The sequence below is a fragment of the Rubritalea profundi genome (assembly GCF_002954445.1).
GTDB lineage: Bacteria > Verrucomicrobiota > Verrucomicrobiia > Verrucomicrobiales > Akkermansiaceae > Rubritalea > Rubritalea profundi.
In genome coordinates this window covers 2366091-2384915 of sequence record NZ_MQWA01000001.1, presented here as the reverse complement: position 1 = coordinate 2384915, position 18825 = coordinate 2366091, and the positions used below count along the sequence as shown (strand labels likewise).

21 protein-coding genes are annotated in these 18825 nt (G+C 47.5%); 9 read left to right on the top strand and 12 right to left on the bottom strand.

Going from position 1 to position 18825, the window contains the following annotated elements; genetic code table 11:
* Window positions 1–93: 93 nt before the first annotated feature.
* The 3 genes from BSZ32_RS10370 to BSZ32_RS10360 are packed head-to-tail and all read right to left on the bottom strand — an operon-like array spanning window position 94 to window position 3418.
* Window positions 94–984 (bottom strand): 1,4-dihydroxy-2-naphthoyl-CoA synthase, encoded by an 891-nt coding sequence (locus tag BSZ32_RS10370; RefSeq protein ID WP_206018812.1) that lies wholly within the window; start codon window positions 982–984, stop codon window positions 94–96.
* 47 nt (window positions 985–1031) lie between these two features.
* On the bottom strand, window positions 1032–1859 hold the full coding sequence (locus tag BSZ32_RS10365; protein WP_105043344.1) for an NAD-dependent epimerase/dehydratase family protein: 828 nt from the start codon (window positions 1857–1859) through the stop codon (window positions 1032–1034).
* On the bottom strand, window positions 1856–3418 hold the full coding sequence (locus BSZ32_RS10360; RefSeq protein WP_129589713.1) for an N-acetylmuramoyl-L-alanine amidase: 1563 nt from the start codon (window positions 3416–3418) through the stop codon (window positions 1856–1858). Before BSZ32_RS10360 ends, BSZ32_RS10365 begins: the two co-directional genes overlap by 4 nt.
* A gap of 104 nt (window positions 3419–3522) precedes the next feature.
* Between BSZ32_RS10360 and BSZ32_RS10355 the strand changes: the two genes are divergently transcribed.
* Window positions 3523–4320, top strand: a complete 798-nt coding sequence (locus BSZ32_RS10355; RefSeq protein ID WP_105043342.1) for a TIGR00282 family metallophosphoesterase — start codon at window positions 3523–3525, stop codon at window positions 4318–4320.
* A 1-nt stretch (window position 4321) separates the two neighbouring features.
* Here BSZ32_RS10355 and BSZ32_RS10350 read toward each other — a convergent pair whose 3' ends face one another.
* Window positions 4322–5188, bottom strand: coding sequence for a DUF4339 domain-containing protein (locus BSZ32_RS10350; RefSeq protein ID WP_105043341.1), 867 nt, complete (start codon window positions 5186–5188; stop codon window positions 4322–4324).
* 101 nt (window positions 5189–5289) lie between these two features.
* Window positions 5290–6018, bottom strand: a complete 729-nt coding sequence (locus BSZ32_RS10345; protein ID WP_105043340.1) for a M14 family metallopeptidase — start codon at window positions 6016–6018, stop codon at window positions 5290–5292.
* A 129-nt stretch (window positions 6019–6147) separates the two neighbouring features.
* Here BSZ32_RS10345 and BSZ32_RS10340 point away from each other — a divergent pair, with 129 nt between their 5' ends.
* Complete coding sequence (locus BSZ32_RS10340) at window positions 6148–7041, top strand: D-hexose-6-phosphate mutarotase (protein WP_105043339.1); 894 nt, start codon at window positions 6148–6150, stop codon at window positions 7039–7041.
* Window position 7042: 1 nt separating this feature from the next.
* On the top strand, window positions 7043–8059 hold the full coding sequence (locus BSZ32_RS10335) for an A/G-specific adenine glycosylase (protein WP_105043338.1): 1017 nt from the start codon (window positions 7043–7045) through the stop codon (window positions 8057–8059).
* A gap of 205 nt (window positions 8060–8264) precedes the next feature.
* On the opposite strand, the gene BSZ32_RS10330 is transcribed toward BSZ32_RS10335, so the two are convergent.
* Entirely contained in the window at window positions 8265–8819 is a 555-nt protein-coding gene (locus BSZ32_RS10330) for a plasmid pRiA4b ORF-3 family protein (protein WP_165788776.1), read from the bottom strand.
* 250 nt (window positions 8820–9069) lie between these two features.
* On the opposite strand from BSZ32_RS10330, the gene BSZ32_RS10325 reads away from it, so the two are divergent.
* The 4 genes from BSZ32_RS10325 to BSZ32_RS10310 all read left to right on the top strand — a co-directional run bounded on the left by BSZ32_RS10325 (window position 9070) and on the right by BSZ32_RS10310 (window position 12285).
* On the top strand, window positions 9070–9621 hold the full coding sequence (locus BSZ32_RS10325; RefSeq protein WP_105043336.1) for a hypothetical protein: 552 nt from the start codon (window positions 9070–9072) through the stop codon (window positions 9619–9621).
* Between the two features lie 332 nt (window positions 9622–9953).
* Complete coding sequence (locus tag BSZ32_RS10320; protein WP_105043335.1) at window positions 9954–10682, top strand: hypothetical protein; 729 nt, start codon at window positions 9954–9956, stop codon at window positions 10680–10682.
* A 116-nt stretch (window positions 10683–10798) separates the two neighbouring features.
* Entirely contained in the window at window positions 10799–11233 is a 435-nt protein-coding gene (locus tag BSZ32_RS10315) for a hypothetical protein (protein WP_129589712.1), read from the top strand.
* Window positions 11230–12285, top strand: coding sequence for a hypothetical protein (locus BSZ32_RS10310; protein WP_105043333.1), 1056 nt, complete (start codon window positions 11230–11232; stop codon window positions 12283–12285). Before BSZ32_RS10315 ends, BSZ32_RS10310 begins: the two co-directional genes overlap by 4 nt.
* Window positions 12286–12333: 48 nt before the next feature.
* Here BSZ32_RS10310 and ppnP read toward each other — a convergent pair whose 3' ends face one another.
* The 6 genes from ppnP to cyoE form a co-directional block, all read right to left on the bottom strand.
* Window positions 12334–12651: a pyrimidine/purine nucleoside phosphorylase gene (ppnP, locus tag BSZ32_RS10305; protein WP_105043332.1), complete on the bottom strand. Its 318-nt coding sequence runs from the start codon at window positions 12649–12651 to the stop codon at window positions 12334–12336.
* 319 nt (window positions 12652–12970) lie between these two features.
* On the bottom strand, window positions 12971–14263 hold the full coding sequence (gene hisD, locus BSZ32_RS10300; RefSeq protein WP_105043331.1) for a histidinol dehydrogenase: 1293 nt from the start codon (window positions 14261–14263) through the stop codon (window positions 12971–12973).
* A 27-nt stretch (window positions 14264–14290) separates the two neighbouring features.
* Window positions 14291–14860, bottom strand: a complete 570-nt coding sequence (locus tag BSZ32_RS10295; RefSeq protein ID WP_105043330.1) for a DUF420 domain-containing protein — start codon at window positions 14858–14860, stop codon at window positions 14291–14293.
* Between the two features lie 6 nt (window positions 14861–14866).
* Entirely contained in the window at window positions 14867–15598 is a 732-nt protein-coding gene (locus BSZ32_RS10290; protein WP_105043329.1) for an SCO family protein, read from the bottom strand.
* A 37-nt stretch (window positions 15599–15635) separates the two neighbouring features.
* Window positions 15636–16544, bottom strand: a complete 909-nt coding sequence (locus BSZ32_RS10285; RefSeq protein WP_105043328.1) for an SCO family protein — start codon at window positions 16542–16544, stop codon at window positions 15636–15638.
* A 30-nt stretch (window positions 16545–16574) separates the two neighbouring features.
* On the bottom strand, window positions 16575–17504 hold the full coding sequence (gene cyoE / locus BSZ32_RS10280) for a heme o synthase (protein ID WP_105043327.1): 930 nt from the start codon (window positions 17502–17504) through the stop codon (window positions 16575–16577).
* Between the two features lie 215 nt (window positions 17505–17719).
* Here cyoE and nrdR point away from each other — a divergent pair, with 215 nt between their 5' ends.
* Window positions 17720–18211: a transcriptional regulator NrdR gene (nrdR, locus tag BSZ32_RS10275; protein WP_105043326.1), complete on the top strand. Its 492-nt coding sequence runs from the start codon at window positions 17720–17722 to the stop codon at window positions 18209–18211.
* Window positions 18212–18231: 20 nt separating this feature from the next.
* On the top strand, window positions 18232–18804 hold the full coding sequence (locus BSZ32_RS10270; protein ID WP_105043325.1) for a hypothetical protein: 573 nt from the start codon (window positions 18232–18234) through the stop codon (window positions 18802–18804).
* The last annotated feature ends 21 nt before the right edge of the window (window positions 18805–18825 follow it).

Below are 18825 nucleotides of genomic sequence, written 5' to 3'. Positions count from 1 at the left end.
CTACGACACTTAAAAAATAAAGAGCCCAGATGGCTCTTCTACGAACAACCAAAAGCCGCGCTGGAGTAATCCAAGTGGCTTTTTGTTTCCTCTCTAATACTGCCTAGAGAACTTGGAGAAATCGGCTTGGCGTTTTTCAACAAAGGCTTCGCGGCCTTCTGCTGCTTCATCGGTGCCGTAGGCTAGGCGGGTAGCTTCGCCGGCAAAGATTTGTTGGCCCACCATTCCGTCGTCGGTCATGTTGAAGGCGTATTTCAGCATCTTCTGAGCAGTTGGCGATTTATCATTGATGATGCAGGCCCACTCGAGCGCTTTCTTTTCGAGCTCGGCGTGCGGCACTACTTTGTTGACCATCCCCATTTCGTAGGCGTCTTGCGCGGTGTAGCGAAGACCTAGGAAAAAGATTTCACGCGCTCGCTTCTGACCGACTTGCTTGGCTAGATAAGCCGATCCGTAACCTGCGTCAAAGCTGGCGACATCTGCATCTTTTTGTTGGAAGACCGCGTGCTCTTCCGAAGCGAGTGTTAGATCGCAGATAACGTGGAGCGAATGCCCACCGCCTACTGCGTAACCGGGCACCACAGCCATCACGACCTTGGGCATAAACCGGATGAGCCGCTGGACTTCTAGAATGTGCAGACGCCCGAGATTCTTCCCTGTCGCATCTTCAGTGCCGTCGTACTTATAGCCGTCCTTGCCGCGGACACGTTGGTCACCACCTGAACAAAATGCCCAGCCGCCATCTTTAGCGCTCGGGCCATTTCCAGTGAGTATCACCACACCGATCGCGTCATTTACTCGTGCATGCTCTAACGCCTGATAGAGTTCATCCACAGTTTTCGGGCGGAAAGCATTGCGGCACTCTGGGCGATTGAATGCAATCCGCACGGTCCCACCGACAACAGCTTCGTGGTAAGTGATGTCTTCAAATGTAAAGCCTGCTACTTCCTGCCAATCCTCAGCGTGAAAAATCTCTGAAATCATGTGCGTTATCATGCCCATGGACACGATTCATGCCAGTGAAATATCGATCACTTAAGGCTAGCGGCAACTTCTTCCGCTGCCGCGATGAGCGATGGGTAAGCTGGCTCCCAACCTAGCGCTCTGATTTTAGCGTTAGAAACTGCCTTGTCAGACCAACCACGCTTGCTTTGAAGATTGCGTGGAACACTCGGAGGTAGGTCTTTGCTGAAGATTGAGGCCAGTGCCTGATACGTCTCAAGTTGGCTCATGGGGTGAGAATCACACACATTATAGATCTCACCACGCGCTCTCTCCCCCATTTCACAAAGAAATAAAATCGCCCGTGCCGCATCTTCATGGTGGGTGTGATTAAGCAGCCGGCTGCCATCTTCCTCCATCGCAGCTTCACCTGCCAAAAAGCGACGCAACAGATACGAACGACCATTGCCATACACTCCAGCTAGACGCGCCACGGTCCCCTTTGCCTTCAAAATGACTTGCTCAGCTTCCAGTAATAATTGACCCGTCTCACGCTCAAGATCTGTCGGAGACTTCTCTGTCACCAGCTCGCCACTCACCTGCGGGTAAACCGAGGTACTTGATGTGAATAACATGTGTGAATCTGGGAATATCTCCGCTAAATTCCTCGCTCCATCCCGATATACTGCAGCATAAGACTCGATTCCGCCTCCGCCAGCACTGGCACAATGCACAATATGACTAGGATAACTAATTGATTTAGAAAGGTGATCTAACGACTTTAAAGAAGTAAGGTCAGCATGCTGGTCTCCAGCACCATTTCTACTCATTGTTGTTACCTTCCAGCCATTCTTTGTGAATAACTTCTGAGTAACTTTTCCGACAAAGCCATTTCCGGCGACTAATAGATGTTTCATTCGGTCTCTACTTCACTGTTAGACTGATCGAACTCCGCTGACTCCGCTGACTCCGAAGCTGCGTCTTCGGGCTGACTTTGCAATTCTTTCGGATCCGCTTCAGCGGCAACTTTCACGAGTGGATCGATCACTTGAGGATCTTTACTCAGTGTCTCAGGAGGCTTCTCAACGACTATTTCAGCGGTGTAATAATTAACCAGGCCTTTTGTCACAGCATTGACGTATTCACGGTAAATTGATGGTCGCAGCTTCCCGTTCACAAAGCCCAATCCAGAGTAATCTCCGACCTGCATCCGCTTGTAGGAATCTTTACCATTCATCAGGTAGGGTTCAAAATACAGTACTGGACAATCGTACAATCTGTTAGCTATCAAGTTTCGTGCCCATAAAAAAGGGTTTCCATCTACGTTCACGGCCCGGCTCGAGTTCGACGTATATTGGTAGGGCGGCAAACCCGATTCAGCATGAAAGCTCGCGGCCGCAGCGGCGGTGAGCTTAGCTTCCTCAGCATGGTTTCCTTGTAGAATCTTAAGAACGCATTGGAAGCGCTCATCGTCATGTGCCAACTCGCTCTGAGTGTAGGCGCCATTGAGGATCATGTGGAAGTGCTCTTTTTCATATAAGCTGGGATCTTCAGGATCGGGCTCAGCATCCGCATTGAAATGTAAACAAAGAACGATGTCAGGTTTTAGCTCTTGATTGACAAGTTCAGCTCGCGCACGAATTTCACCATTTCTATAGAAAAGCTTATCGGCCTCACGCTTCACACTTTGCTCAGTCACAGCAGACTTATTCAAAATCAGCTTGGACTCAGCATAAGCATAGTAGTTCTCTGGTCGGAACGGATTGACGGGGCTATTCTTATCCCGGACAAGGTGCACAGTCGCCCCTAATGACTCTAATTGATTCATCAGCAACTCTGCGACAGTGAGTGTCATATTTCCCTCTTGAATCGGCGGAACTCCGTCCTTCAAAATGAATCTCCTGTGCTCGATTTCGGCGTAATCGCCACCAATGTGTCCAGGGTCGATTGCTATTCGTAGACCTAACAAGGGTGCTGACTCAGAACTTTCTCCCAGCTCCACTCTAGTGCGCCAGAACTTTTTAGGCTTCGCCTCAACCACCTCATTTTGGAAAGCTAATTTATAGGTTTTCGATAAGTCATTGCCGTGGGTTTTGATCAAGACGTGCTCCGCCTCCAGCGTGAACCAATCCTTCCAATAGGGACCCACAGAATACACATTACTCATCAAATGTATAAACTCAGCGCGAGACACCGTGTACTGATAAGCATCCAATAAATCCCACTGCGGAGCATGGCCTAGAGCTGACTGATGCTTATCATATTTGACTGGAATGGCGTTGCTGGGCTGTTCGCTCTCGCTAATAGCCACAGTTTCCCCTTTTACTATTCCTACAATTTCCTCCGAATAATTAGACCTTTCAAATTTAGGCATCTTAGGCGGCTTCGTTTGTGAAACCACCGCTTGCACAATAAAGGCACCAAGCAAGGCGCAGACGACTAGTGAAATTTCCAAAGCTAAGTTTTTACGGGGCATAACGGTGATAGGGCTGGTATCGCTGGTGTCGGTGTGGTTTGCTCGTCCGACTCTACGGCTGATAGTACATCTGAGTACGAGTGAAACGAAGACCAAGTTACGCAATGCGCATTCTTTTTTTAGGAGATATCGTCGGAGAACCCGGCAGGAAGTCGGTGATCAAATTTCTTTCCACCATCCAGAAGGAACATTCCATAGATTTCACCATCGTCAATGGTGAGAACTCAGCTGGCGGCCGAGGCATCACCCCCTCTATCGCTAACGACCTTTTCAAAGCTGGAGCGGATGTCATCACCACTGGTGACCATGTCTGGGACCAGCGCGACTTAGCCGACCATCTCAGTAATGAGAAACGCATTTTGCGCCCGATCAACTACCCTGAAGGTGTGCCAGGAAGCGGACTCATCAGCATCGACACCCCCGCAGGAAAGTTAGCGGTGCTCAACGCACAAGGCCGTACTTTCATGGGCCAGGCATTAGAAAACCCCTTCCTCATCCTCGAAGACACGGTCAACGCCCTCATCAAAGACGGCACAAAAATGATCTTCCTCGATTTCCACGCCGAAACAACCAGCGAGAAAATAGCGATGGGCTACCACCTCGATGGTAAGGCATCGGTCATCGTCGGAACCCACACACATGTCCAAACTGCCGACGAACGCATCCTGCCCAATGGAACTGCACATATTACAGATGCTGGAATGTGTGGCCCTGAAACCTCCATTTTAGGACGCAACGTCGAAAGTATTATCTACCGTTTCAAGTCATCACTACCGACTCGTTTCCCTGTAGCGAAAGGCCCAGTGAGACTTTGTGGTGTCATTGCCGAAATAGATCCAGAGACAGGAAAAGCGAAAAGCATCGAGAGATACAATCGCCTTCTGGAGCCGGGCGAGATGTAGGCTACGGTAGTTTCCGCATACTCCCCTTCGACTGCTCGCGCTCTATTTCTCTCTGCTTCTTCATCTGCTCTTGACGAGCTTTTGAACTAGCAGCTTCACTCGCGTTGGTATTGAGACGGGAGGTGAAACTGGTTTTCCCTTTATAGTAGTCGGTCATGCTCTCAGTTATCACCAGAGCCGATAAATTCTTAGCTCCTATTTTAGGCACTAAAAACAAAACACTCCCTGCAATACCTATGCCAAATAGCAGTATGTAAAAGAGGACACCTGCCCCTAGCTTTTTATGTCGTTTGTAATTTCTTGGCGCTAACAAACAGATAAAGTACACCCATAGGTTGTATATTGGAACAAATACTCCGAGTCCGTGCACCTTAGAATAACCAGCATGCTGCATCCTAGTCGCGGCTATTTTCCATGTTGTAATCGCTAACAAAATCAGCGGAACACTCTGAAAAAACAGGCTAGAACTAGCTCTGGTGGGAGTGAGGTATTGCTGCACCTGCAGCTCTACTAGGATTACTATTCCTAGTGACATCGGGATGAGCCACCCAAAATAAAAGTACAGGTTAAACAAAGCGCGCGAAGCGCCTCGGCAAGCAATTTCTTCATCGACATCATTTGTGCCAGCTGCATTCTGTACTCTACCATCGGCTTGAGAAGCTACGGATTTGATCTTCTTAATCGTCGCCTCAAAGGGCTTGGCATCGGTTAGATTCACCCATTGCTGCATCCCTTGCTTCCACACCTGAGTCGATTCAATATAGACCTCTTGCTTTGCGATCTTATCACAAAAATCCTCATGAGTCACTGGCCCATGCCGGCGTCCCAAACTAAGATAAAACCATTCTTTTTCAACTGCTGCTCCCATAACTTAGATCTACACTTAAATAGTTAAGTGCCACTCACGCTGTATTATGCGGGTGATTTTCCTAAAAGTTAAGTAAATTCTTCTAATTATTAATGGCTATATTAGATGCAGATTCTAAGTGCAGCACAAACAGCCGCTTTATGCGCCTTTACGCGCAACTGTAACTCAAGACTACTCGGGGTCTCAAAGGTAAAGGACAAAGGACAGCCTTTGGCGGCTAAGAAAATAGCTTCAGGCCAATGTTTCGGCTCATCTGGCTCACAGCCATGGTAAATCCAACCAGCCTCCCTCACTTCATGATCATCGATCATACTCTCTGGCTCCATCACCATAGTTGGGGCAAGAGCTTTTACCATGCGTAAGTAGCGTTGTGGTCGATCTTCTATTTGATTTATTTCATAAAAATAAAAGCCCGAGCTCTCCCAATCTTCATGTAATGAGATCGCAAAGTCACACTTCTTGCCCTCCAGCCACTGGGCATGCGCAGCTACTTCTGGGGACCTCCGGTTCAGATAGTCTCTATTGAGATCTAGGCCTTGGTAATTCTCACGCGAACCAGCCTGCAGTCCTGTTGGATTCAAAACTGGACACACATACCATGAACACGACTGAGCCATCACTCTTTCCTTCAGTAATTCTAACAATGCCAACGGACCTGCCGGCTCATCACCATGTATCCCCGAGGACAAATAGACAGTGCGTTCACTTTCCTCTCGCATGAGAGAGTAGGCATACACTGGAAAGCCCTCGACTTCGCAAAGTAATTCACGCTCAGCGCCCATTGCCTGTAGCTCAACATCACAGGCATCTATGAGTTCATGTACCTCCATCGCCCGCACTATCTCATAGCCAAATCTGGGAGCAACTCCGAAGTTCTAGAGATTCGCCCGCAACAGATTGTTAGAACAAAAGTCACGCTTCTCTGTTGACTAGAGAGAGAACCAATACAGCCTACCCCTATGGCTCCGACGCTCTCTAAAAAGCACCTCATCCCCTTTGAACTTTGGTACGAAGACTTTGCACCAGGATACCCGACGATTCGCATTAGCAACGATCACGCATCAGCCACTATCGCCCTACACGGAGCTCACCTGATCGACTTCATCCCCCGCGATCAAGAACCAGTTATTTTCACTAGCCATGACGCACTCTTTACCGAAGGCAAAGCCGTCCGCGGAGGGATTCCTGTTTGCTGGCCGTGGTTTAACGCGCATCCTAGTGACAGCACAATGCCCTCACACGGGTTTGCCCGAAATCGATTTTGGCAACTCGTTGAAAGTCGGAGCACTGAGGAATTTACAGAGATTATTCTGCAACTCGACACGCAGTCCGTCGACATCTGGAAATTTGACACGACTCTCACCCTCACGATCAAAGTTGGGAAGTCGCTTAGCCTAGAGCTAAAAACGACCAACAATGGAAGCACTCCAGTCACAATTGGTGGAGCCCTACACAGCTATTTTTACATTAGCGACATTCAGCAAATCACGCTCACAGGTCTCGAAAAGACAACCTACCTCGACACCGTAGTTGGGGAAGAAAAGATCCAAGTTGGGCCTATCCGCTTCGACTCAGAAGTCGATAGTGTCTATTTAAAGAGTGATCAGCCAGTAGAAATCCACGATCCAGGGTTCCAGCGGACTATCCTCATTGAAAAATCTGGCAGCCTGTCGACTGTAATCTGGAACCCTTGGACAGAAAAGTCTCAGAAATTAGCCGACCTTGGTGACGATGAATTCCATAACTTCGTTTGCGTAGAGGCAGCCAACGCTCTTGAAGATGTGTACATTCTCGCTCCAGCTGCTGAGCATTGCTTGACCACCACCATCAGCTCGATACCAACATCTGCATAAAATGCTCGCCACCCAACAAGCTCAAGCATTCCAGTCATCCCTCATTGATTGGTTCAAAGAAGTAGGCAAGGACTACCCGTGGAGGCAGACCACTGACCCATGGCACATATTGGTTTCCGAAGTGATGCTCCAACAAACTCAGGTAGCTACAGTACTAGGCAAGGGATTCTACACACGCTTTCTAGAACGCTACCCAACACCCGCGTCCATCTCCAATGCCCCCGAGCAAGAAATCCTCAGCGCTTGGGAAGGCCTCGGATATTACCGACGTGTGAGAAATTTACAGAAAGCAGCCAGGGCTATCTGCGAAAACCACGAGGGCGTTTTCCCCACACAGCACTCAGAGATACTAGACCTCCCCGGAATCGGCCAATACACGGCAGGGGCGGTGGCATCATTTGCCTACAACCAATCTCAGCCACTGGTAGATGCAAATGTCGCGCGTATTTTCTCTAGACTCTTCGATTACCAAGAAAGAGTGGATAGCACCGCTGGCACAAAACAACTCTGGCAGTGGGCGGGAGAGCTCGTATCTCCCAGTCAACCTAGGCTCTACAACTCTGCACTGATGGAGCTCGGTCAGCAAATCTGTACTAATAAATCGCCTCAGTGTGGCATTTGCCCAGTCAAAACTTGCTGCCAGACTTCTGACCCCACCAGTTTACCCCTAAAGAAGGCTCGCAAGAAAACCGTGCTCTTAGATGAGCTATGCATGTTGGCAATTGATCAAAAAAATCAGACCATACTCCTCCACAAAGCGAGTGATAGCGCCCGCCGATCTGGCATGTGGAAGCTCCCCGAGCGCCAGGCCCATGAGCTAGAGAATCAGCCGCTTTTACTCCAGCGAAACTACGCGATCACCCACCACAAAGTGACACTCTACGTTTACCAAGCTCCTGAAAAAATTGAGCTCTTAGAAGATGAAGCCTGGCAGCCCCTCACATCGCTCGATGCGCTTCCTTTACCTAGCCCATTTCGTCGAGCACTCAATACACTCCTGAAAGATCACTTCGCCTAGCAATCTTCATACAGAATTAACAAAATTGAGCAGAATTCCTCAAATGGCATAGCTGGGAAAAGTGCGAAACCTTTCACTCTCTCTGACAGAGATAGCCGGGGCATTAACCTTCATTGGTTAATTCTGAAAATTTTGTTAGTCCTGGCGAGTGCCCAAGCATCAACCCAGATAGTCTACCTAATGCGGGAGCCCTGCTAGTCACCTACTAACCACACTTCACCTTCGCCACGCGTTTCTGAGCGAGCTTGGCATCGAATCTTGCCGGGTCATAGCTATCATCCATCCAGTCGAGATCACCTCCAATACAAGCTAGGTAGCCATGTGCACCACCAGCATCTTCAGGCGGGCAATTGCGCTCACCACCCAGCACTTTGGCCTTAGCTTCATCACACTCCACTTTGCGTAAGAATGCTACCTCGTGAATCCAGTCTTCTCTAAAGTCATAGCGATAGAGCATTCTAGTAGGAAATCTCTTACGCCCTAGCATCTCTTTGAGTGTGACTCCACTTTCTTCACGGAAGTCATCACCCTTCACAATATCCTCATCTACTGAGGCAATCACGCTAGTGAGACGTTTCCCTTTGCCATGGCGAAACTCGTGCAAGTGCTTATCCTCCCAGCCCATCGCCGCTTGGAGCACTTGATGTAACTCTAGAAACGTCGCTGAAGATGGCACGGAAACTTCACGCCAGATCACGGGTTCAATCTGATAAAGTACAATCTTTAGCTGGTAATGCTCGGGAGTTACTTGCTTAGCCATGACATCATCTAAATCACAACTCAGATTCATAGGCAAGAGCTCTTGGTATTTAAAAATAAATGCGCCTATTCTGCAACTCTGAGTTAAAAGCATTGTTTCATGCCTCAGAACCCAAAAACTACAAACATGAAATATACGCTAACATCCCTCCTCGCACTCTGCCTCATCGCCGCCACAGCCTCAGCCCAAGCTAGAGGTAAAGCTGGACGCAAGCACCACAAAAACCATGACGCTAGAGCTATCGTAGGAGATGCTTCAGAATTTGGTGTGCTCGCTGCACAAATTCAACGAACACAAACGCCTCACTTCTGGAGGTGGCGCGTATTATACAAAATTAGAAACTAAGCTAAGATCAGAGCACAGCCAAGTCTACCACTCTATTCAAAGTGCCGTCACAGAGGACCGCATTAGCGAAGAAGACGCCCGCGACGCAGTAGACTTACTCATCACTGTGGGTGAAAAGCACCTCGCTGCTGCAGCTGCCGCCGATGCCACAAAAACATCGGCAGAACTCAGTGAGATTAAAAAATCGATCCGGGCTAAAATGACCGATCGTGCTCCAGCCGGTATTATCACACCGAAAGTCAACCGTCTACAGTTCCACATGGAAGAAGTCATTCGCTTCGGTGAAGACTCCGATCGCCTTAGCTCGGGTGATCTCAAAACGCTCCGCCGCAAACTCGACTCACTCGAGTCGAAGGAAGACAAAGCTAAAGCGAGTGGTGAAATCTCTGACCGTGACCACGAAAAACTCCTCGAAGACACCCGTGAGATCTGGAGAGATGCCCTAGGTGAGTTCTAATAAAATCCCCACAGATCATTGTAAATCAGTGAGTTTAACTCTCTAGTTTTCTTGTTTTGGGTATTGTAGCCCATTAATAAATAATTTACTGGGAGTTCGCTAATTCACAATTTAATATAACTAAGCGAATATATTGTCACAAAATAGCAAGAATGTTCAAAAAAAATATACCGCTAGGGCTGGCCGCAAACCCTACAAAAACAATGCTTGACCAGCCTAGCTCTAGGGAAATCGGTCAGCGCCAAGTAAAAGAAAGTTTTACAGAGAGTCTAATTTAAGCCCATACTGTCCCATACAGATTCCCCAATTCTAAAACAAACCCATAGATAAAGATGAAATATATTACACTCACTTCAGCAGCGTCTCTTTTAGCTGCGAGCTTCTCCTGCTGTTTAGCAGAAGAAAACCAAATACCAACCGGTACAATCAGCGTAGATCGCGATAAAGTCCGAGCAGGAGAAAGCGCCGATCTTTCCTGGGACATAGACTTTCCGATCGACCTCACAGAGATAGTAACGCCAGATCTCGAAATAAAGATGCAGACCGAGGTGCATGCGTTTATGATTGGTACGGCTGTCAGTAACCACAGGACCAAGACATACACCTATGTCGATATTGGCGCAGGCTGGCAAAGTTTATATAGCGGGTATGGTAGCGGGTATCAATATGTCTATTTAGGCAGAGACAGTAGCGGTAGACGTGTCTACGCTCAAGATACCCCACTTAATCCTAACGTATCGGTTCATGACCATGTCGCTCCTGTTGGAACGAATCTAAACTTTGCTGCTAGAACAAGCTCTGGTAATTGGGTTTACATGGGTGACCAAAGAGTACTTACTATGTACCGAGGAGAAACTCCCTCATCCAAAGAAGGCTGGGGCGGAGACGCTTCACTCGAAGATTATATTGCTCCTTATTTAGTAAATGGAGTTTTAAATATCGGGGAACATGACATCATGATAGCCGCAGAGCTAACTCACTCTTGGGCCAATAGAAACCAAAGTGGTTACGACTCGAACGACAGCATTGCTCTTTTCCGTTTTATTCCTGTAGAAGAGTAAACAATAGCAATTATATGCAAATAGGCTTTAAACTTACCTTTACTTCAGTTTTTTTCGTGGCCTGTAGCCTAACGGCACAAATCACGAAATACCCACCTCGTCCCACCCACGAGAGCTTGTCAAAAAAAGTAGCTGAAGACAAAAAAAAGGAAACAAAACTTCAGACAAATAAATCTACTTATAAAAGCCTCGATAATGAAGCTTTCAATAAGCTTTTCATTAATTTGACTTCGAGAGGCATGTGGGTCGATGTTCCAAAAAACTCTATTATCTACGTTCCGGACGGGCTCAAAAAACATATCTCTGAAAAGCCGACAGGCAAATATGCTAGCTGGAAGAAGTTTTTAGAACAAAATCGACGCATTCTTCATGAATTACCAGTCACGCATGATCAATCATATGGACGTGATAAACTTTCTAAAGAATTAATAGATTCATACAAAAGGCTCAACAAAATAGTAGTTGCAACCTACAGAAAAACTCCAGTGACGGTTGCCAAGAAAGCATACAAAGACGAAAAAAAAACAGATAAACCCACTATATACAAATGAAAGCAAATATCCTAATTTTATCCTTCAGCATTGTACCATCGTTACTTTTCGCTGCTGCAGGTGATTACAAAAAAGAAATCGTGCAGATTAACTATGAAGAAGGTCTCGAACCCCATGTTCACGTTCCCATGGAAGTGGATGACAAAGGCACTGGGCTCGCATCAAAGGCAATAATGGGCCGAGCTGAGTTTCGACTGATAGCTACTCGTATAACAGAAGGAGACGATAAGGGATTTAAACATGATCTCGCTAAGACATCAGTGGCCTCATTTGACACTGATGCGTTCATCAAAGCTGTTGGTCCTCCTGAGGACGAATACAATACTGCTGACCGACCAATTCATCGTACGCAAATAGGGCAAGGTTATACTCTTTCTATTACAGCATCAGGAATGATTCCACCTGGAGAGGGTGTGAGTGATGCAGAGTCTAGCATCTATTTAGAACGCTCTATCTATCCTTATTCTGCAGATCAAGTAAATAGTAATGCTGGTGTGGCTCCTACACTAATCATCAACAGCGATTACGCCCATGAAGGCACCGACACACTAGATAAATCCGTAGCCATAACTGTCTCTACTCAAATCACAGATCTGACCCGAGTTCGTGGCGAAGAGACACACATCACATATATAAAGCCGGATGACACTGTCGACCTAAAAACTGAGCTTAGCGCAACCACTATCCAAGTCTGGCCAATAGGCAATGGAAGCTTCAACTTTCCAGTAGAGGATGTCTATCGTACCCTACCTGAATTTTCAGTTTCAATTGTCGACTTATACCCTTCAGCTGAGATCGTATTTGAAATTACAGGTGGGCAACTAGATAGCTCAGCTAGAGTTTCTATTGTCACTAACCGTCTAGAGATCCCTTTCAGTAATGATTTCGACATCAAAACAAAAATTCAAAATGTGATCGAAGTCGCAGGCTCTGGGGTTTACAATATAAATATGCTCAAAATTAGCCCCTATGACACGGTAACTTTAGGTAATAGATATATTAACTATGTACCCACTATCAAAGTGAATGCTAGCATAACTACAGGTAAATAGATTAATCTTATAGAGATTTTTATGACCGTTTAGTATAAAATCAGCCTACTAACCCTGAATGTAGGAACAAATGTATTGCGCTTGTCCTTCTGCCACCTCGATGGTGAATCCCGCATTAGCCGCAACATTGAAGTGCTGGCCTGCTGAATATGCGGTAGCATCTTCAGATCCATCGAGAGTCACCTTACAGTCGCCATCGATGACATCCATGCGCTCAGCGGCTTCTGTACCGAAATGGTAGCTACCGGGGAATATGACACCAAAGCTTTTAGTGGTTCCGTCTTCTAGAGTAATTCCGTGAGAGACAACTTTGCCGTCGAAGTAAACATTGGCTTTTGCGTGGGCTGTGACGTTCTTAAAATCCATGATGGACTCTACTTACTCTGTCAGAGCTTGGTTGTGAAGTCTGAACTATAGGGAAATTTCGTGAGGTTGCTAGCCGGCGGTTTACCAGGGAAAAGCCTGTGGATTTATACAGAATTCACAGAATTACAGAATTCACAGCATTATGAGATTCAAAAATTGAGGTCGATTTTGTGAATCCTGTAAAAATTCTGATCATTCTGTATGAAATGAAATTCCACATCTTGCTGGTTCGGAACACTAAAAACAGAACTCTCCACAAATCACGCTGAATTTTAAAACTCACGGCGCTCCGAAATACCGACCAGTTATAGGATCTGCATCACTCCGCATTCGCTCGGATGCTCACTGAGGCTCCGTGAGCATCAAGCCCCTCTACTCGGGCAAACTCAGCAACATACTTTTCTGATTTCTGCACGCTCGCCTGATCCATGCGCACAATGCTTGTGCGACGCTGGAACTGGTCTGCACGGATTCCAGAAAATGATTTCCCGGAGCCACCAGTGGGAAGTGTGTGACTAGGCCCAGCGAGGAAGTCTCCTACAGCTACTGCCGCAAAGTTTCCCACATAGATAGCTCCAGCAGTCTTCACCTTATCAAGCCAGTGATCTTCATCATCCGCGATGAGCGAAAGGTGCTCAGGTGCGAAGACATTACAAATACGAATCGCTTCCTCCAAATTTTCTACCACCAAAGCAAATGTTCCAACGTCGAGTACTTTGCGGATGTATGCAGAACGGGAGAGTGTCTTGATTTGTCTTTCGATCTCGATCTCGACCTTGGCTAATAACTCCATGGAAGTAGTCGCAAATCCTACCACACTATCACCGCCGTGTTCAGCCTGAGCTAACAAATCTGCTGCTACAAAAGCAGGATTTGCGGAGTCATCAGCAATAATGAGCACCTCACTCGGTCCAGGTAAAAGATCGATAGAAACCGCCCCTACCAATTGGCGCTTGGCTTCTACCACGAAGCTATTTCCTGGTCCAAAAATTTTCTCGACGGGCTCGACCGTCTCGGTACCCAGAGCCATGGCGGCGATCGCCTGAGCGCCACCAACCTTGATGATTTGAGTCGCTCCAGATTCTTTAAGAGCGTAGAGCAAAGATGGGTTCACCTTACCATTCGCCCCAGCAGGAGTGGCTGCTATAATGTTCGTCACTCCGACGGCTTGGCCAATAGCGGCAGTCATCAATGCCGTAGAAACTAGCGGAGCTTTACCTCCTGGCACGTAGACTCCAACACGATCATAAGGGACAAATCGCTCGCCGACTTCTGCCCCTTCTGTATTAGTGTAGTTCCAGTCTTGCCGCATGCTCCTGTGCGCAAAGGCGTGGACGTTCTTCTTAGATGCCGCAATGGCCTCTTTTACAGAATCTACGACTAGCTCTTGAGCCTCAGCTAGCTCAGCGTCACTCACGAAAAGAGTCTCATCCGTCAGTGCCAATTTATCGAACTTCTCGGTGTACTCATACACCGCCTTATTTCCGCCCTGCTTTACCGCATCGACAATGGCAGCCACAGTTTCGTAGAGGTCTGTACTGGGAATGGCCTGGCGGTCTAGTTGCTGAACAAACTCAGCATACTCAGCGTCTTGGTATCGGATCACTTTCATGCGTTTTTTATTTTAAGTTCTAACGAATCAATAGTAGGGCTTGAGTAGAAAATAGCAGATCGGTCCAGTAACAGCCACATAAAGCCACATCGGAAACACCCAACGGGCTAGCTTCTTGTGCTTGGCAAACTGGTTGGTAAATCCGTTGATCCAGGTAAATAGGATGAATGGCAGACTCACCGCCGCTAGTACGATGTGGCTGATAAGGAAAAAGAAATACACCCCACGCATGACTCCCTCACCACCGTAACGAACCGCATCGGTGGTAAAGTGATAAGCCACATAGCAGAGCAAAAAGAGCACCGAACTAATCATCGCCACACTGATAGATCTCGTGTGTAGCTTCACATTCTTGTTGTTAATAGCCATCACAGCCACCACCAAAGCTATTGCCACAATGCTATTCAACGCGGCATGGACTGGAGGGAGAAAAGAGAAACTAAAACCCTCCGGTAAAGGAAGTTTCGGCCCTCTTGGATTCTGCATCAACCCGACCAGACCTAACACCACAGCAGTCAAAACCCACGCTGTAATCTTGAGTGTCTTTGAGAGCGCTAGCTTAGGCTCACGCTTGAGATATTCTTTATATGATGACATCAGATGTTAGTTCTTGTTAGCATTCTTCAAGGAAAGCTCAATCACTTCTAGCAACTGACTCTTTTTCACCTCATAAAGATCTTTTTGATCATTAGCTAGTAGCTCAAACAGATTCACCTTTGCCTGTAATTTTGAGTCAGCATCAATCACAGCAATCCCCATGTCGTGGGTGATGGCATCCGAAGCGCTAGTCTTCTTAGCATTGTCCTTGTAATCGATGTACCATAGTTGCTCGCGGCAAAACTTGGTAAGTTCATCCTTTGGCACATTGAGCATCCACCAAGACTTACTCTCAGCATTCCACACCTTGGCTGACTCTTTCAGCTTCTCTGGGGTATCAAAATCTGGGTCTAGTGTGACTGTCACGAAGTGCACACCTGGGTTATCTTTAAGTTCCTCATGGAGCTCTTGCATAATGATTTTGTTATGCCCAAGACACATATTACAGCGGGAGTAAAACTGGGCAAAAACCACAGCTTTTCCTTTAAGATCAAAAAGGCTAACTGTCTCACCATCCTGATTCACCCCTTTGAGATCTTTAGAAATCTGATGATTCAGCACAGTAAGAGGAGAGACTACCAGCTCGATCAACGCTTCTCGGTTCTGCCGATTCTCTATATCGCTCACAGCAGCCGCTACCTTATTTTGTTTGCCCACGAAATTGAATAATACGAGTAGGCTAACGGATAGCACTGCCACCCCCGCGTATATCATGATAATTTTAGTTTTATCCGTCATGCTGAAATAATTTCTTTCTTACGATCCGAAGTACCCTCTACCCTTTTGCGCGTTTACGCAAACGGAGACCTTGGAAAATAATGAAACCGAGGATTCCCACCACCACAACAATGCCGGTGATGTAGTCTGGGTCACTATCGGGCTCAGTCTCGGTAAATGTGTAGTCGATCACTTTATACATCCGCTTGGTCCACTCTGCATCCATGTTTAGGTAGAACTCAGCCACTTCTCGTTCGTCTGGCTTGAGCCGGTCAAGTAGCCCCGGCTCATTCTCCAGCGCTTTCTTTGTCTCCTCTGTTTTAAAGTGCGCAAAATCGAAATCAAAATGTTGGTATTCCCCACGCACGCGTCGGCTTTGGTCCACCACCCGGAGCTGCGCCGCGATGTCGAGTTCACCAAGTTTCTCAGCCTCAGCACCACTACGCTGCTTGATATGAGCCATCTTTAGGTGGTCTTTGAGGAACCCGATCATCTTTTTTTCACCCGCCGCCATGAACCACCATTGATTAATGTCTGCGCCGACCTCTTCGGCTATCTTAGCTAGTTCTTCGTAACCGTGCTTTTCCGGGTCAGCAACTGAAAGGCAAACAAGGTGGAAATCCTTTCGCCCTTTGTAGCGCTCCGCTAGGTCCTTCATTTTTGCCAACTGAATTAGATTCTCCTCTGGATGATTCGGCACGATAGGTGCCACCACCCAAATTTTACCCTCAAGGTCGTCTAAACCACGGCTCTCACCGTCTTGGCAGATGCCAGCAAAGTTTTTAGTGAGTCGACTGATACGAGGCGAGCGGCCTTCAACCACCTCTTCTTGATCTCGCGCTTGTTGTTGAGTGTATTTCCACCAGATCGCAGTACCTCCCACGAACATTAAGATGAAAAGGATGATCACGGTACGGCGAATCACCTTCGGATCGCGGTCAGCAGGTTCTAGTTCAGATGCATTCATGATGATAAAATAAAGTTAGTACTCGTTAGCTCAATTCCAACTGAAGGTCAGTAGAGCCAGTGCAAACGGTAAATAAAGCAGGGTGAAAAAGAACAGCTGCCTCGAAGACCTCCGGTCGCCAATCCGGCCAAAATCAATCGACAGCTTACACATATAGCCACCCGCTAAAAACCCGCCCACGCCAAATGCCCAGCCAGCCATTCCGATTCCAGGTAAACTAGCTAAAGGAGCCAACATTGCCAACATTGCCGAGTAAATCAGAGCCAATCGAGCGGTCTTCTTGCCACTCACATCGCCATTCGACCACATCTTATAACCAGCTTCCTCGTATTGCTCACGGCAAAACCAGTTGATCGCTACGAAGTGAGGGAGTTGCCACAAAAAGAGCAGAGCAAATAAATACCAGGACTCCATCGCATACCATGTCCCACCAGCGGCAGCCCAACCAATCATCGGTGGAGTCGCTCCTGGGATGGCTCCCACTAAAGTATTGGCAGAATGCTGACGCTTCATCGGCGTGTAGGCAAAAACGTAAATCGCGATCGTTGCTGCCGCTATGTAGGCGGCCTCAGCATTCACCATGTTTCCCAGGTGAATCACTCCAAAAGCTGAAAGCCCCCAGCCAATGATAAAGGCGGACGTCACACTCATGCGATTGGCTGGCAGTGGACGATTCTTAGTGCGGGCCATGGTGCGATCCTGTTCGATCTCCATCAACTGGTTGAATGCTGCAGAGCCAAACGCGGCCGCGGCCGTCCCTACTAAGGTGTGCAACAAAAGCCACCAGTCAATCATCCCCCATGCAAACCCACCCGCTTGCGACTTCGATGCTAATATAAAGCCAAATAATGTCGTAATCAGAACAAACACGTTCAAACGCACCTTCGTCAGCACCATTAGATCCTGGCGCATGGAAACTACTTCAGATTTCTCAAGTAAATTGGTCGGCTGCTCGCTCATCTCTGCGGCACTATGCACCTCAACCTACTTTTGCCAAGACCGAACATTTTACAATTTTAGGCTCTTTTTTGTGAACAACTCGTTCATTCCTCCATCATTTTAAAACTTTTAGTTTAGATCAATTAACTATGATCAAAGCATGACTTTTTTCGTCAATTTTAGCATAGACTTAGCAGAATTCCCTCCGCATACCCGACCGCAACTCACCTGTATTTATGCGCTGTATTCAATGTGGATCTCTCGAAGATAAAGTCATCGACTCTCGGATGTCGAAAGACGGGACGACCACGCGTCGCCGTCGCGAATGCCTCAAGTGCAATTACCGCTATACGACCTACGAGCAAATCGAGCGCACTGAGCTCCGCGTGGTCAAGCGCGATGGCACCCGCCAAACTCTAAACCGCGAGAAACTCCTCCGAGGTCTCGTCAAAGCATGTGAGAAACGCCCAGTCTCGATGGCTCGTCTTGACCGTGCGGTGGAAGAAATTCTAGCCGAGCTCCACAAAGACCATCTCTCAGAATGCCCATCCAAAATCATTGGCGTCAAGGTCATGGACAAACTCCATGATATCGATCCCGTAGCCTACGTGCGCTATGTCTCGGTATACCGCCAATTCGAAGACGTTGGCGAGTTCATCCGTGAGATTCAGAAGCTCGAAAATCGCTCCCACAGCAACGCCCTCCAGCGTCCCCTTTTTAAAGACTAAAACCCCACCTCAAAAAAACTATGATCTGCATCGTCGGTAATCTCCCAGTCCTCCAAGTAGGCCGCTACCAAGTCACAGGCTACAGCACTCAATGGATCCGCAAGGCCATCGAGCAAGCTGCAGTGCGTGCTCAGCAAGAAGAATTTGCCTTCACCGAAGATGTTTATGAAGGGGTCATCCATTACCTCGAGCACAAGTGCTCGCTTCGTCTACTAAAGATCGAAGACCTCTACAAGCGACTAGCCCATATGCTCAGCAAGATTGGCTACGGCTCCATTGCCAACGCACTCATCCCAATAGCTCCACCCATCACTATTTCATTAGAGCGCGCCGCACGTGATGCTGGTGACGGCTATGAACTCGCCTTTTTTAAAGAGCTTCAAGATGAACTCCACTTACTAAAAGAGACGGGAGCCGACGATGTCTACTTTTCCCATGTAGAAGAATGCATCCACATTCTCAAACAGACTAAAATCTGGGATGACTCTTGCAAGCGACTAGAAGCGTACATTGTTGATTGGCTGGCCAAAGTCGGCACCCGGCCCCAACGCCAAGGGTATCGCATTCGCGCCAACCTCAAGCAACTCATCTGAGACTAGACAGGGAGCTAATTT

What these genes read in the sequence shown, in the direction of transcription:
- BSZ32_RS10370 (WP_206018812.1), bottom strand. Translation starts at nt 984, where the DNA reads ATGATTTCAGAGATTTTTCACGCTGAGGATTGGCAGGAAGTAGCAGGC.
- BSZ32_RS10365 (WP_105043344.1), bottom strand. Translation starts at nt 1,859, where the DNA reads ATGAAACATCTATTAGTCGCCGGAAATGGCTTTGTCGGAAAAGTTACT.
- BSZ32_RS10360 (WP_129589713.1), bottom strand. Translation starts at nt 3,418, where the DNA reads ATGCCCCGTAAAAACTTAGCTTTGGAAATTTCACTAGTCGTCTGCGCC.
- BSZ32_RS10355 (WP_105043342.1), top strand. Translation starts at nt 3,523, where the DNA reads ATGCGCATTCTTTTTTTAGGAGATATCGTCGGAGAACCCGGCAGGAAG.
- BSZ32_RS10350 (WP_105043341.1), bottom strand. Translation starts at nt 5,188, where the DNA reads ATGGGAGCAGCAGTTGAAAAAGAATGGTTTTATCTTAGTTTGGGACGC.
- BSZ32_RS10345 (WP_105043340.1), bottom strand. Translation starts at nt 6,018, where the DNA reads ATGGAGGTACATGAACTCATAGATGCCTGTGATGTTGAGCTACAGGCA.
- BSZ32_RS10340 (WP_105043339.1), top strand. Translation starts at nt 6,148, where the DNA reads ATGGCTCCGACGCTCTCTAAAAAGCACCTCATCCCCTTTGAACTTTGG.
- BSZ32_RS10335 (WP_105043338.1), top strand. Translation starts at nt 7,043, where the DNA reads ATGCTCGCCACCCAACAAGCTCAAGCATTCCAGTCATCCCTCATTGAT.
- BSZ32_RS10330 (WP_165788776.1), bottom strand. Translation starts at nt 8,819, where the DNA reads ATGGCTAAGCAAGTAACTCCCGAGCATTACCAGCTAAAGATTGTACTT.
- BSZ32_RS10325 (WP_105043336.1), top strand. Translation starts at nt 9,070, where the DNA reads ATGCTTCAGAATTTGGTGTGCTCGCTGCACAAATTCAACGAACACAAA.
- BSZ32_RS10320 (WP_105043335.1), top strand. Translation starts at nt 9,954, where the DNA reads ATGAAATATATTACACTCACTTCAGCAGCGTCTCTTTTAGCTGCGAGC.
- BSZ32_RS10310 (WP_105043333.1), top strand. Translation starts at nt 11,230, where the DNA reads ATGAAAGCAAATATCCTAATTTTATCCTTCAGCATTGTACCATCGTTA.
- ppnP (WP_105043332.1), bottom strand. Translation starts at nt 12,651, where the DNA reads ATGGATTTTAAGAACGTCACAGCCCACGCAAAAGCCAATGTTTACTTC.
- hisD (WP_105043331.1), bottom strand. Translation starts at nt 14,263, where the DNA reads ATGAAAGTGATCCGATACCAAGACGCTGAGTATGCTGAGTTTGTTCAG.
- BSZ32_RS10295 (WP_105043330.1), bottom strand. Translation starts at nt 14,860, where the DNA reads ATGTCATCATATAAAGAATATCTCAAGCGTGAGCCTAAGCTAGCGCTC.
- BSZ32_RS10290 (WP_105043329.1), bottom strand. Translation starts at nt 15,598, where the DNA reads ATGACGGATAAAACTAAAATTATCATGATATACGCGGGGGTGGCAGTG.
- BSZ32_RS10285 (WP_105043328.1), bottom strand. Translation starts at nt 16,544, where the DNA reads ATGAATGCATCTGAACTAGAACCTGCTGACCGCGATCCGAAGGTGATT.
- cyoE (WP_105043327.1), bottom strand. Translation starts at nt 17,504, where the DNA reads ATGAGCGAGCAGCCGACCAATTTACTTGAGAAATCTGAAGTAGTTTCC.
- nrdR (WP_105043326.1), top strand. Translation starts at nt 17,720, where the DNA reads ATGCGCTGTATTCAATGTGGATCTCTCGAAGATAAAGTCATCGACTCT.
- BSZ32_RS10270 (WP_105043325.1), top strand. Translation starts at nt 18,232, where the DNA reads ATGATCTGCATCGTCGGTAATCTCCCAGTCCTCCAAGTAGGCCGCTAC.